Consider the following 13,120-nt stretch of genomic DNA (forward strand, 5'->3'; position numbering starts at 1 on the left):
TACTTATTGATTAAGCAAAGTATTTTTCTAAGTCGTCTGAACCACCGATGTGTTTACCACCAATGAATATTTGTGGAACAGTTTCACGACCAGATACAGCTTTTAGACTTGTTAGTGATGCGCCTGCACCCATAACAATCTCTTCATATGCGAAACCTTTCTCTGCAAGAAGCTCTTTCGCTTTTTTACAGAAAGGACAGCCAGGTTTAGTAAAGATGCTTACTGGTTCTGGTTTAGCTTGCTTAGGGTTGATGTAATCAAGCATTGTGTCTGCGTCAGATACTTCAAACGGGTCACCTGGTAAATCTGGTTCGATGAACATTTTGTCAATCACGCCATCTTTAACAAGCATAGAGTATCTCCAGCTGCGCTTACCAAAGCCTAGGTCGTTTTTGTCTACTAACATGCCCATGCCGTCAGTAAATTCGCCGTTGCCGTCTGGTAATAAAGTAATGTTTTGCGCTTCTTGATGCTCAGCCCATGCGTTCATTACAAAGGTATCGTTTACTGATAAACATACAATTTCGTCAACGCCGTTTTGCTTAAGTACGCCTGCTAATTCGTTATAACGTGGTAAGTGAGTTGATGAACATGTTGGTGTGAATGCACCTGGTAGTGAAAACACTACAACAGTTTTACCTTTAAAAATGTCATCTGTTGTTACTGATTTCCAATCATTATTTTCGCGAGTTGCAAATGTAACACTTGGGATTGTTTGACCTTCGATATTGTTTAACATAGTTTTTGTTCCTCTTGATTTGTTGATAGCCATTATGGTGAATAATTAAATATAGTTCCAATCGTTTGTTTGTATTAAACTGATAGTTATAAACTATCACGTAGAGCTGAATATGAACTTAAAAGATTTTGAATATGTAAAAGCAATAGCGCAATATAAGCATTTTCGCAAAGCTGCCGATGCATGTTTTGTTAGCCAGCCTACATTAAGTGGTCAAGTAAAAAAACTCGAAAATGAGCTTGGCGTTACTTTGTTTGATCGCTCAACCAAGCAAGTCACCTTAACAGCAAAAGGTGAACGTTTGTTGACGCAAATAGAGATTATTTTAGAACAAACGCAAATACTCAAAGAACTTGCTGCTACTTCTAACGAGCCTCTACAAGGTAAATTAACTATTGGTATTATCCCTACCATTGCGCCTTACTTGTTGCCTGCGTTATTGACATCAATGAAAGCGGCATTTATTGATAGCCAGTTTTCGTTTATTGAGATGCAAACAGCAACAATTTTAGAAGCTTTAAACAAGGGTGAACTCGACTTTGCTATTCTAGCTGATGTGCCAGAGCTTATTAATTACCATACGGTTGCTTTATACAGAGAAGATTTTTTAGTGGCGGTATCACACGATAACGCGCTTTCTAAGCATAAAAAAGTAGCGCTGAGCGATCTTCAAGGATGCAGCCTATTAATGTTAAGTGATGGTCATTGCTTTAAAGATCAAGCCCAAAAGTTTTGTTTTTCCGCAGGGGTCGATGTATCTAACCAGTATAAAGGTAATAGTTTAGAAACATTATTAGCGTTAGTGGCTATGGATGACGGTATTACATTTGTACCAAAGTTAGCATGTACCGACCGTGTAGGGATTGATTACTTGCCTATATTCCCTAATCAGCAGCGTAACGTGGTGTTTGCATGCAGAAAGCATTATCCGCATTTATCTGGTGTAGAACAATTGGGCGAGTGGTTATCGGCTCACCCTAATTTAAAAGCTAAATTGAGTAAAAAACTCTAAAGATCTTGGCTGATTATTTCTACTACATCGTTAATTTGCACGCCAGGTAGCGGTTTACTGTCAATACTGACTGCTACTGCGGTTTGCTGATAAAGCTGCTCTACGCGAATTTTATTAAGCGTGGTGATGGTGTGCGGCATTACATTACCTGCCGCGTCGGTTAAATAGTTATGGTGCGCAATGCTTAGCATTTGGCCTTTTTTTAACCCATGAGCTTTACCCAAGTTAATAACGATTTTGCTATTTTCCATATGCATTATTTTACCTTGTGTAGGTAGGCATGCCATGGCTGCTTGAATATCATAACTCACTGATTGGTTGATATCGGTTATGCTTTGCCCATAAGGCGATTGCCAAAACCTATCACTATTAACGTCAACTATGGTTGTTTTTTCAAATGGCCAAATTGCTTGAGTATGGTAACTATTTTGCCAAAGTTGCTCATAGGTAGTGCCATCAAACAGTGCAAACTCAATGTTGTAACTGCGCTCATACGCCTCGTCTTGCCAAAATGCATAATCGTTATTGAGTTTGTCGCTAGTCGAAAGGCTGGTTATTTGGCTAAGCAGAACATATTGAGCGTTACTGCGCGAAGATATTTCTTCTAATTGAGCGTTTGAATAGTCGTGCTGCTGCGAAAAGTATTTATCAACGCTTATTGCATTATTATAGTAAGCAATAGGCACTGCGCTCATTTTTGATTTTTGTAGAGAGGTAAAAATATTTTTGCTAATCGCTTTGCTTACGTCAAATATTTGACCCATTTTGGCATGTTCACGATGAACAAGTTGGCTTTGTGTAACGGCCACAAACTTATTAAAACTATTTTGTGGGCATTGCTCTGTTTGAGAAAAAATATCGAGTCGTAATGTAACAGCAAATTTATTGTCGTATTTATTTTCGCTGATCAGTTCAATTTTTTGAATTTCGCCGTGGCTGCTAATTTTTAGCTGATCTTGCATTAACACGCCATCTACCAAGGTTTGCACCGAGCTAACCCGTGCGCCAGAGAACACTAACGCTTGTGTAATCGCATCTTTTATAGCGGCAGATTTAGCTGCGCTCGTATCACCATTTTGAACGTTCGCATGGCCTGTTGATTCATACCACTGCGCTTTAGTAAAAGGGGAGAAAGTTAATAATGCCGTTACACTTAACCCTGCAAATGCCAATGATAAAAACGACTTCATACTTTTACTCCAATTAAACGTTAGCTATTAACTAGGTAGAGCAAGGACTGTACCAATGTTATTTGGTAATACTATAAATGGCATTAAACGTGCATATGTACTGCTAATTACTATACAAGGGCTAGATGCTATGCGAGCGATTTCATTACTTATTACACTTGGGTGTTTAACCTTAGGTGGTTGTAGCAGCGTTTTTGATAAGCATGTTGAATATAAATATGTAGAGCCAAATAATTACCCAGTTTTAAAAGCGATAGGGTATGCACCTATTAGCTTACAAAAAGGCGCTAACGCGTCGCAAAAGCAACTTATGGCAATTAAAGCTTCTAAGCTTGAGGCTTACCGCGAGCTTACTGAACAAGTATATGGGCAAAAAATTACCGCAGGAACAACGGTGGAAGGTTCAATTGCTCAAGACGATTACTTAGAAAGTAAAGTGCAGGGGCTCATTAAAGGTGCGCAAATTATAAAAACGTATGCTGTTGATGATACCTATGTAACCGAGCTTGAGCTCAACATGAAGCGTGTGCACGATTTATACATAGGTGAAGTAAAACCACGCGAAGTTAAAAAAGTAACGTACTACTAAAAAAGTTATTCAAAATATCTCACCCTCTTATATTGATTGCTATGCTGTTGTTAGGATTAATTTTTAAGCAGATTGCGTAGTGCTCAACAGATGTATTTTATTGCCACTTATTTTAGATCGTTCAATAACAAAGGTTTTATCTGCTTTCAAGCAACAACATATTAAGCACTGAAACGATAGATTTAGGTAACTTGAGTGGTCTATCAACACCTGAGCAAACGGTGCAAATGAGTTCGGCGGAGCCGCTTAATATTGATGATGTAATCATTAACGAAGATGCAGAGCAGCTTATAGCGCTAAATACACTGGTTGAAGACGAAGGCTCTGCAATTGCTTATACCCCAGCCCAAAGCGGGGGAAGCATTGATACAGCAGCACCTGCAGTTGATGTACAAAATCAATCGGAAGAGATGATTAAACACTTAATTGAAAGTAGTAATAATCAAACGGATATTTAATACCAATAAAGCCCCCCTAATTATTTATTAAGGGGGGGCTTACATAATTAAGTGAATTGGTATTATTTATAACTAAATTTAAGAATAAAGGACATTAAAAAAGCCTTATTGATAAGTCAATAAGGCTTTTTTAATGTAAAATTTGGGGCTTAAGCTTTTAAGTTACGAACCAGTTTACTCTCGGTATTTACAGATTTACCGGCTTGATCGTAGGTCATTGACGTTGGTGCGCCAATTAATATCTCTTTTAATTGTTTAACGCTTAACTGCGCTTGGCGAGCAGCATGAGCATTAACGTTATTTTGTTTTTGGCATTGTGCCAGTTGGGTTTTAACTTGGCTTATTAGCTCAGATATTTCAGAATTTTGTGAGTCGTTACTAGCAATTAGCTTACTTAGCTCTTTATCAAGGGTGCTTAACTTAGTTAAAAAAGACATTTTTTGTTGGGCAATTTCTTTTAAACCAGCACCACGTCGTGAGGCAATAGCAGTAAGCTCGTCGTTTAATAGCGTATGCAAAGAGTCTAAACAACTTACTTGTTGGTTTAGTTTTACGCTAATTAAACTATTATGATCAGCCATATACGTTAAACTCAAAATCAGCTAAATTTTTGGCAAGCTTTTCACTATCCACTTGGTATTTACCTTCAGTTATTGCTTTTTTAAGCTCAGCAACTTTATCGCTGTCAAAGCCAGGTGATTGCTGTGCTTTATCTTGAAGCGTTTTTAATTGCTGCGCTTGCGGCGTTAAACTTACAGAATCACTTGCAGCCTTAGGCGAAGGAGCTTGAGCAGCTTGTGTATTTGCATTATCTTTTTTTAAATCAACTTGTTGCTGCTTTGCATTTGTAAGTGCATTAGCTTGTTGATTACTACCATTAACTTGACTAACCATAATAATAAACCTGTATATTACCCAACTTATGCCAAGTTATCGGCATATACGTAGGATACTTTAGTATAAATCTAAATTAAATATTTACTTGAACAGACTCTACACCATCTACTCGCGCATTTAAAATTTTACCTGACTTTTTGTTTTTAATTTGTATTTGATCGCCCAAAGTACCGTCTTCTAATGCAATACCTGTTGTTTTAATTCTAAGGCCTCTGAGGTTTGCGTAAATATTAACAGAATCCCCCTTACAAACCATACAAATTTGGTTTAGTAAAACGGGCATCCCGCTTCTAATATTTCGTTTACTTCTGCTACCTATTAAAATTGTGGGATCATCTAAATATTGCACTCTTACAAAGTGAGTTGGTTTCATTTCAACACTCAAATGCGATTTAGTTATTACCTCACCACGAGCTAAGTTAGCAATTGCTACAACAACAGGCGCCATTTCAACAACTCTTACATGGACATATTGAGCCCATGTTTGAGCATCATTACATTTAGCTTGTAAAGTTACTTGGCGGTTAAATGGTGGTTCATCGGAAGTTGATAATTCAAGGTCAGAATTACAAATACGATCAGGAATGCGACTATCTAAAGGCAGTGCACTTAATTGCATATTATTATTTTTTAATGTACCAATCTGCTCAGCTATATAAGCAACAGCCATCTCTTGTAATAAATCTTTGCTAAATACTTTGGCCTGCAAAGGTAATGCAAAGCAGAGGCTAGCAACAAAATAAAAAACACTGTATCTTCTGACTTTTTTTAACAAACTCATAATGTTTCGACTATGCTTATGGTTTCAAACAGGGTATAAATATTTTGCGTCAAAAAGTAGACGCTCCCGCGATGTTATGTAGCTTTATTAATAGGAAGCAATTATCGTTCCGCATTATTTGTTTTCTTTAGGAGATTTGAATGGCAGGCATTTTAGACTCAGTAAACCAACGCACGCAGTTGGTTGGGCAGAACCGCCTAGAATTACTTTTATTTAAGCTCAGAGGGCGTCAGCGTTTTGGCATTAATGTATTTAAAGTGAGAGAAGTACTGCAATGTCCTCCACTTACAAGCATGCCAAAATCGAATGCTTATATTCGTGGTGTTGCTCATATTCGTGGTCAAACTATCTCAGTAATCGACCTGTCGATGGCTGTAGGCGGGCGCCCAATAGAAAATATTAAAGACAGTTTTATCATCATTGCTGAGTACAACCGCTCGGTTCAAGGCTTTTTAGTGGGCGGGGTTGAGCGTATTGTAAATATGAATTGGGAAAAAATAATGCCACCACCATCAGGTGCCGGGCGTTATTCATATTTAACAGCCGTGACCGAAATCGAAAATGAATTAGTAGAAATTTTAGACGTAGAAAAAATTCTCAACGAAATTTGCCCAGTAAATACAGAAGTAAGTGCTGAAGTTGCACAAAGTGGCGACATTCAAAAAGACTTAGGCGAGCGTATCGTATTTATTGCAGACGACTCCGCTGTTGCGCGTAACCAAGTTAAACGTGCCCTAGAGCCGTTAGGCGTGCAAACAGAGCTTGCTAAAAATGGTAAAGAAGCTTTAATTAGGCTTAAAGAAATAGCAGAACTTGATTGTAAAAATGACATTACTGAGCGAGTTGCATTACTTATTTCTGATGTTGAAATGCCAGAAATGGACGGTTATACATTAACAGCTGAAATAAAAGCAGATCCTAAGCTTGCACCATTACATGTTATTTTACATACATCATTGAGTGGTGTGTTTAACCAAGCAATGATAGAAAAAGTAGGTGCTGACGACTTTATCGCCAAATTTAACCCTGATGAGTTAGCAACTGCGGTTAAAAAATGGGTCCATAGTGACCAATAAAAATAGGTGTTATTGATTTGAATAATAAAGATTTGCAGCAAAGTGAATACGACCAGTTTCGTTCGTTTTTAGAGCAGCAATGCGGTATTGTTCTAGGTGAAAACAAGCAATACTTAGTTAAAAGTCGACTTGCTCCACTCATGGCTCGATTTAATGTGGAATCTTTATCACAATTAGTAAGTAAAACACTTGGCCTTCATGAGCGGCAATTAAGAGCCGCTGTAGTTGATGCAATGACCACAAACGAAACGTTGTGGTTTAGAGATCAATACCCATTTGAGTTGCTCCAAAATAAGCTTTTTCCTGAGTTTAAAGACTTAAGGAGGCCTTTAAAAATTTGGTCTGCTGCCAGCTCGTCAGGACAAGAACCCTATTCAATAGCTATGTCAGTAGCTGAATTTAACGCCAAGCAACCAGGTGTGCTTCGTATGGGGGCACAAATTATTGGTACCGATATATCTAATACCATGCTTGATATGTGTAAAAATGCAGAATATGACGCGCTTGCACTTGCCAGAGGGTTATCTGCAGAGCGTCGTAAAAAGTTTTTTAAAGACAGCGGCAATGGTATGGCACAAGTAAACGATACAATAAAAAAACAAGTTAGTTTTAGGCACCTAAACCTGCTTGATTCTTACGCGTTAATGGGCAAGTTTGATATTATTTTTTGCCGTAATGTACTTATTTACTTTGCGCCTGAAATAAAAGCTAAAATTATTAATCAGTTTGCACAAGCATTAAACCCAAAAGGGTATTTATTTTTAGGCGCGTCAGAGTCCCTAACTGGGCTAAGTACTGAATATGATATGGTTAGATGCAACCCCGGTATCATTTACCAAAAGAAATAACTAAGTTAATCCATTTCCCTAAAACGACGCCCCCAGCGTCGTTTTTCTATTTAGATACATAACCTTATAAAAATATAACACTTCCTAATATTAATGGCTTATTTTTTGCTTTATTCATGGGTAAGTCAATTTTTTGGAGAAGGTTATGGCTATCAGTTTTGATAAAGCATTAGGTGTGCATCCGCAAGCCATGTTGATACGTTCACAGCGAGCAGAATTAATTGCAACTAATATAGCTAACGCTGATACGCCTGGCTATAAAGCAAAAGATATAGACTTTGCCTCAGCTTTAAAAGCGGCAAGGTCAACCCAGCAAAGCGGCAATACTATGGTAAGAACTAATGATAAACACATTGGTGGAGGTACTCATAGTATGGGCAGCTCTGAATCATTTCGTCTGCCAAATCAATCAGATACAGGCGATGGTAACTCGGTTGATATACAAGTGGAACGAAACTTGTATACACAGAATGCTATGGAGTATCAGGCCAGCTTGCAATTTTTAAGCGGCAGATTCAAAGGTCTGAATAAAGCTCTCGGTAGTCAAGGATAAAAATTATGAGTTTATATAATGTTTTCGATATTGCAGGTTCGGGTATGAGCGCACAAAATGTTCGCTTAAATACCACAGCTAGTAATATTTCTAATGCTAATACCATTAGTTCATCTCAAGACAAAACGTACCGAGCGCGCCAACCTGTATTTGCGGCTGAGCTAACAAAAGCTTCAGCATCAGCAAGTAACCAGCAGGGCTCCGCAGTTGGTGTTAAAGTTTTGGGCATTGTTGAAAGCGATGCTCCATTACAAATTGAATATAACCCAAACCATCCAAGTGCGGATGAAAATGGCTATATCTATAAACCCAACGTTAATGTTGTAGAGGAGATGGCAAATATGATTTCTGCCTCTCGTTCTTACCAAACAAACGTGCAAGTTGCTGATGCAGCAAAGCAAATGCTAAGTAAAACACTGTTGCTAGGGCAGCGGTAACCGAGGGTAGGTTATGAGTAACGATATTAGTACATCTTCATCCTATTTAGACTCTATACGCTGGCAAGAGCAACAAGTTGCTACCAGTGATACTGAGAGTGATGCGTTAACACAAGAAGACTTTTTCTCTTTGTTAACTCAGCAATTATCGTTTCAAGATCCCAGTAACCCTGCGGATAACGATCAAATGATTGCTCAAATGACGAGCTTTACAATGGCGCAAGGGATCAGCGATTTAAATTCAAATTTTGATAGCTTAGCGTCATCTATGACATCAAATTCAGCATTGCAAGCATCAACACTTGTTGGCAAGCAAGCTTTACTTGAGTCAAACACCCTGGATTTAAATGAAACGGGTGATGCCAGAGGCTCGGCAGTGGCAGAAGAAGCCGTTGATAACTTAAAAATTAAAGTGACAGATGCATCAGGTCAGCTAGTAAGAACTATTGATATGGGTTCTCAATCAGCAGGTGCAGTTCGCTTTGCGTGGGATGGCAAAAATGAAGCCGGTGAGCGCTTACCTGAAGGTGAATATTCAGTAACCGCTGAAGGAAGCACTGACGGTGAATTTTCAAGCTTGCCCATTGCTACATTTAAAAACATTGAAAGCGTTAATATTAATGGCTCAAGTGGCATAATTATTAACACTAAAGAAGGTGCGGTTAGGCTGACAGATGTAGCAGAAATCGCGTAATAAATTTTAGTATTTTTCGCCTGCTAGCAGGCCACAGACTAACAGGTTAGAGGTGAATTATGAGCTTCAATATTGCATTAACCGGCCTTGCTGCCGCGCAAAAAGATTTAGACGTAACGGCAAATAATATTGCAAACGTTAATACCACAGGTTTTAAAGAGTCACGCGCTGAGTTTGCCGATGTTTACGCTTCATCAGTATTTAGCTCTGGTAAGACTAAAAATGGTGACGGTGTGCAAACAACCATGGTTGCGCAGCAGTTTCACCAAGGCTCACTGCAATTTACAAATAACTCACTTGATTTAGCAATCACTGGTGAAGGTTATTTTGCGATGACCGACGATTTATCTTCGCAAGATTTAACATATACACGTGCGGGTGCATTTAAGCTTAACCAAGATAACTTTATGGTTGACGCAAAAGGTAACTTTTTACAAGCATTCCCAGTTGATTCATCTACAGGTGATACAACGTCGGTAAGTTTGAGCACAACTGATCCAATTCAAATCCCTGATTCGTCTGGTTCTCCTCGCGCAACAGAAAATGTATTTTTGTCGTTTAACTTAGATGCAACGGCGGATCCATCAGGTCTAGATTTTGACCCTACGTCTAGTGGTACTTATAACTCATCTACGTCAACAACAGTATATGATTCACTAGGTGAACCTCATATTTTACAATACTTTTTTGCTAAAGAAGATGATGCCGCAGCAGGTGGTACAGATAACAGTTGGGAAGTATACGCAACCCTCGATGGCAAAGTAGTTGATGGCACAACTGGTGGAGAACAAACAACGACACCTTATACACCACTGACTACCCTAGGTTTTAACTCAAGTGGTTTGCCATCAACAACAGGTGGTGTGGCAAATACAAATACAACTACTTTTGATGAAATACTACTGCCAGCGGGTTCTGGTGCTGGTTTATCAACATTACTAGACAATGGTGCAACTTTCCCAGGTACTGGTATTGAGCTTAACTGGCGCGATGAAAATAACACGGCAGGACGTATCCCAACTCAGTATTCAAGCGGTTTTGAAGTAAAAGCACTCGATCAAGATGGCTCAACAGTTGGTCGTTTAGCCGGAATTGATATTGGCACAGACGGTAAAATTGTTGCTTCTTACAGTAATGGCGACTCAACATTTTTAGGCCAAGTGGCTATGGTACGTTTTCCAAACTCACAAGGGTTATCACAAGTGGGTGATACAAGTTGGAAGCAAAGTATTGATTCAGGTGAACCTGTAGCGGGTGAAGCTGGTTCGGGTACGTTTGGTGGAATTAACTCATCAGCACTTGAGCAATCAAATACTAACCTTACTAATGAGCTTGTAGACTTAATTACTGCACAGCGTAATTACCAAGCAAACTCACGTGCGCTTGAAGTTAACTCAACTATTCAGCAAAGTATTTTGCAGATTCGATAAGCTAAACCCTATTAAATATATTAGGCTGCATTTTGCAGCCTTTTTTATAAGTCCTCTTTGCAAGCCCTTCTAAATACCTCTCAATGTTGCGTCAAATTTAATCTGGCATCTATTTTGCATTTGTAAGTTCAGAGATTTTTTATGTGAGTCGATACTATGGACAAAATGGTCTACATTGCGGCCTCTGGCGCTAAGCAAAGCCTACAAGGGCTTGCTTTAAAAGCCAATAATTTGGCAAATGCAAATACAACGGGTTTTAAAGCTGACTTTGCGCAGGCGCGTTCTATGCAAGCGTTTGGCGAAGGTTTGCCTACACGAGTATTTTCAATGCAAGAGCGTCCGGGTTCTAACATGGTATCGGGTGGCATTGTTCAAACCGGGCGAGACTTAGATATCGCGATGAGCGATAACGCATGGCTTGCTGTGCAAGATGCCTCCGGTAATGAAGCTTACACAAAAGTGGGTACGTTAAACGTTACTGCTCAAGGCATGCTCGTAACCAGCCATGGTCGTCAAGTTATTGGCGAAGGGGGACCTGTTATTTTACCCGTCCCAGTCGAAAAAATAGGGTTTAGCCAAGATGGCGCTATTCAAGTTCGACCACAAGGCGCTCCCGCTAACTTTTTAGAAGAAATAGACACGCTTAGAGTGGTAGAAGCAAATAGCTCACAGCTCGAAAAAGGTAACGATGGTTTATTTAGACCAAAAGCAAATGTAACAGTAGATACCTCTGCCAATGTAAAAGTTTTAAGTGGTTCGCTTGAAATGTCGAATGTGAATCCGGTTCACGAAATGGTCGACATGATAAGCCACCAGCGCCAATTTGAATTACAAGTGAAATTAATGAAAACAGCTGAAGAAATTGACGAGCGTCAAGATCAGTTATTACGCATAGTTTAACTTTAAAGTGAGGACACGATTATGAATCCAGCATTGTGGATCAGTAAAACGGGGCTAGACGCTCAACAAACCGATATATCGGTTATCTCAAATAATTTAGCGAATGCCAGTACCGTAGGTTACAAAAAAAGCCGCGCTATATTTGAAGATTTACTTTATCAAAATATTAATCAACCAGGTGGTCGTTCATCGCAAGATACCGAAATGCCGTCGGGCTTAATGTTAGGTGCGGGTGCTAAAGTTGTAGCTAACCAAAAAGAGTTTACGCAAGGCAACATGTTGACCACCGAAAACTCACTAGATTGGATGATTTCTGGCGAAGGTTTTTTTGAAGTACTGCAACCAGATGGCAATATTGCTTACTCGCGCAATGGTCAGTTTACTACCGATGGCGATGGACGAATTGTGACATCGGGCGCAGGTTACGTTATTCAGCCAGAAATGAATGTACCAGATGACGCGCAATCAATTACGGTTTCGCAAGACGGCGAAGTATCTGTACGTGTTGCAGGCCAAGCCGATAACGTTGTAATTGGTCAGCTAACTATTAGTGACTTTATTAATCCATCGGGTCTTGAGCCAATTGGTCAAAACCTTTATACCGAAACGGCTGTAAGTGGTGCGCCTGTACAAGGTAATCCTGGTGTTGAAGGGTTAGGTAGTATTATTCAAGGCTCACTCGAAACATCTAACGTAAATGTGACTGAAGAGCTGGTAAATCTAATAGAAACTCAGCGTATTTACGAAATGAACTCAAAAGTAATTTCGGCCGTTGACGAAATGATGAGTTATATCAATCAACAGCTTTAATAGAATAGGGGGAATTATGCGTAATATTATTTTATTTGCAGCGGGCACATTATTTTTAAGTGGCTGTATGTCTACGCAAAATAGTGAGGTAGTGCAGGACGACCCTTACTACGCACCTATGTACCCCGAGCCTATTTTAGAGCCGCTGGTAGCCACAGGTTCACTGTTTAATACTCATACATCAAACGACTTATATTCTGATAAAAAAGCGCTACGTACTGGCGATATAATTACGGTTAAATTGCAAGAGTCTACTCAAGCAACAAAAGCCGCTAAAACAGAAACAGACAAAGAAACTGACGCAAGCTTAGATCCCGTTATTGGCTTAGGTGGTCTACCTGTAAATATAGGTGGCGATAGCATTCAGTTTGGTATTGGCAGCGATTCGTCGTTTACAGGCGATTCAAAGTCAAACCAGTCAAACAGCTTAGTGGGCGATATTTCGGTTAATGTAATGCGCGTTTTACCTAACGGTAATTTAGTTATACGCGGCGAAAAATGGCTAACGCTTAATACCGGCGAAGAGTTTATTCGTTTAGAAGGGCTAGTACGCCCTCAAGACGTAAGCGCCGATAATACGGTTGAATCAAATCGTATTGCTAATGCACGTATTCAATACTCAGGTAAAGGGCAAACGCAAGAGGCGCAAAGTCCTGGTTGGCTTACACGTTTCTTTAGCAGTTCGCTGTTTCCATTTTAGAGGGTA

Annotated in this window: 17 protein-coding genes; 12 read left to right on the forward strand and 5 right to left on the reverse strand. The window is 39.4% G+C overall.

The window, feature by feature from the left end; genetic code table 11:
- Positions 1 to 10: 10 nt before the first annotated feature.
- Positions 11 to 739, reverse strand: coding sequence for a glutathione peroxidase (locus I6E85_RS01795; protein WP_024598728.1), 729 nt, complete (start codon positions 737 to 739; stop codon positions 11 to 13).
- 112 nt (positions 740 to 851) lie between these two features.
- Between I6E85_RS01795 and I6E85_RS01800 the strand changes: the two genes are divergently transcribed.
- On the forward strand, positions 852 to 1,751 hold the full coding sequence (locus I6E85_RS01800; protein WP_154903512.1) for a LysR substrate-binding domain-containing protein: 900 nt from the start codon (positions 852 to 854) through the stop codon (positions 1,749 to 1,751).
- Here I6E85_RS01800 and I6E85_RS01805 read toward each other — a convergent pair.
- Positions 1,748 to 2,941 carry a flagellar assembly protein FlgT gene (locus I6E85_RS01805; RefSeq protein WP_149593711.1) on the reverse strand — a complete coding sequence of 398 codons (1,194 nt, stop codon included), beginning with the start codon at positions 2,939 to 2,941 and terminating at the stop codon, positions 1,748 to 1,750. The genes I6E85_RS01800 and I6E85_RS01805 overlap by 4 nt on opposite strands.
- Before the next feature lie 130 nt (positions 2,942 to 3,071).
- On the opposite strand from I6E85_RS01805, the gene I6E85_RS01810 reads away from it, so the two are divergent.
- Together I6E85_RS01810 and I6E85_RS01815 are read left to right on the forward strand one after the other, a co-directional pair.
- Positions 3,072 to 3,530: an LPP20 family lipoprotein gene (locus I6E85_RS01810; protein WP_008168853.1), complete on the forward strand. Its 459-nt coding sequence runs from the start codon at positions 3,072 to 3,074 to the stop codon at positions 3,528 to 3,530.
- A gap of 191 nt (positions 3,531 to 3,721) precedes the next feature.
- Entirely contained in the window at positions 3,722 to 3,988 is a 267-nt protein-coding gene (locus I6E85_RS01815) for a hypothetical protein (RefSeq protein ID WP_154903513.1), read from the forward strand.
- A 149-nt stretch (positions 3,989 to 4,137) separates the two neighbouring features.
- Here the strand turns inward: I6E85_RS01815 and flgN are convergent, their stop codons facing one another.
- The 3 genes from flgN to flgA form a co-directional block, all read right to left on the reverse strand.
- A complete protein-coding gene (flgN, locus tag I6E85_RS01820; RefSeq protein ID WP_010553241.1) occupies positions 4,138 to 4,569 on the reverse strand; it encodes a flagellar protein FlgN in 432 nt (143 codons plus the stop codon).
- Positions 4,562 to 4,882: a flagellar biosynthesis anti-sigma factor FlgM gene (flgM, locus tag I6E85_RS01825; RefSeq protein ID WP_024606233.1), complete on the reverse strand. Its 321-nt coding sequence runs from the start codon at positions 4,880 to 4,882 to the stop codon at positions 4,562 to 4,564. The genes flgN and flgM overlap by 8 nt, the downstream gene beginning before the upstream one ends.
- Before the next feature lie 76 nt (positions 4,883 to 4,958).
- Positions 4,959 to 5,666 carry a flagellar basal body P-ring formation chaperone FlgA gene (gene flgA, locus I6E85_RS01830; RefSeq protein ID WP_197236498.1) on the reverse strand — a complete coding sequence of 236 codons (708 nt, stop codon included), beginning with the start codon at positions 5,664 to 5,666 and terminating at the stop codon, positions 4,959 to 4,961.
- A gap of 140 nt (positions 5,667 to 5,806) precedes the next feature.
- Between flgA and I6E85_RS01835 the strand changes: the two genes are divergently transcribed.
- From I6E85_RS01835 to flgH, 9 genes are all read left to right on the forward strand, one after another.
- Positions 5,807 to 6,742 carry a chemotaxis protein CheV gene (locus I6E85_RS01835; protein WP_010553244.1) on the forward strand — a complete coding sequence of 312 codons (936 nt, stop codon included), beginning with the start codon at positions 5,807 to 5,809 and terminating at the stop codon, positions 6,740 to 6,742.
- 17 nt (positions 6,743 to 6,759) lie between these two features.
- Positions 6,760 to 7,590 carry a protein-glutamate O-methyltransferase CheR gene (locus I6E85_RS01840; protein WP_197236499.1) on the forward strand — a complete coding sequence of 277 codons (831 nt, stop codon included), beginning with the start codon at positions 6,760 to 6,762 and terminating at the stop codon, positions 7,588 to 7,590.
- A gap of 145 nt (positions 7,591 to 7,735) precedes the next feature.
- Entirely contained in the window at positions 7,736 to 8,143 is a 408-nt protein-coding gene (flgB, locus tag I6E85_RS01845; protein WP_010553246.1) for a flagellar basal body rod protein FlgB, read from the forward strand.
- Positions 8,144 to 8,148: 5 nt separating this feature from the next.
- Entirely contained in the window at positions 8,149 to 8,580 is a 432-nt protein-coding gene (gene flgC, locus I6E85_RS01850) for a flagellar basal body rod protein FlgC (RefSeq protein WP_010553247.1), read from the forward strand.
- Positions 8,581 to 8,593: 13 nt separating this feature from the next.
- Positions 8,594 to 9,274: a flagellar hook assembly protein FlgD gene (locus tag I6E85_RS01855; protein ID WP_024595787.1), complete on the forward strand. Its 681-nt coding sequence runs from the start codon at positions 8,594 to 8,596 to the stop codon at positions 9,272 to 9,274.
- A 59-nt stretch (positions 9,275 to 9,333) separates the two neighbouring features.
- Positions 9,334 to 10,704, forward strand: coding sequence for a flagellar hook protein FlgE (flgE, locus tag I6E85_RS01860; RefSeq protein ID WP_007581862.1), 1,371 nt, complete (start codon positions 9,334 to 9,336; stop codon positions 10,702 to 10,704).
- Positions 10,705 to 10,860: 156 nt separating this feature from the next.
- Positions 10,861 to 11,604: a flagellar basal body rod protein FlgF gene (locus I6E85_RS01865; protein WP_007581863.1), complete on the forward strand. Its 744-nt coding sequence runs from the start codon at positions 10,861 to 10,863 to the stop codon at positions 11,602 to 11,604.
- A 21-nt stretch (positions 11,605 to 11,625) separates the two neighbouring features.
- Positions 11,626 to 12,414 carry a flagellar basal-body rod protein FlgG gene (gene flgG / locus I6E85_RS01870; RefSeq protein WP_002959420.1) on the forward strand — a complete coding sequence of 263 codons (789 nt, stop codon included), beginning with the start codon at positions 11,626 to 11,628 and terminating at the stop codon, positions 12,412 to 12,414.
- Between the two features lie 16 nt (positions 12,415 to 12,430).
- Complete coding sequence (gene flgH / locus I6E85_RS01875) at positions 12,431 to 13,114, forward strand: flagellar basal body L-ring protein FlgH (protein ID WP_002959418.1); 684 nt, start codon at positions 12,431 to 12,433, stop codon at positions 13,112 to 13,114.
- The last annotated feature ends 6 nt before the right edge of the window (positions 13,115 to 13,120 follow it).

This window comes from Pseudoalteromonas sp. NZS71 (genome assembly GCF_015864715.1).
In the GTDB taxonomy this organism is placed as follows: domain Bacteria; phylum Pseudomonadota; class Gammaproteobacteria; order Enterobacterales; family Alteromonadaceae; genus Pseudoalteromonas; species Pseudoalteromonas arctica.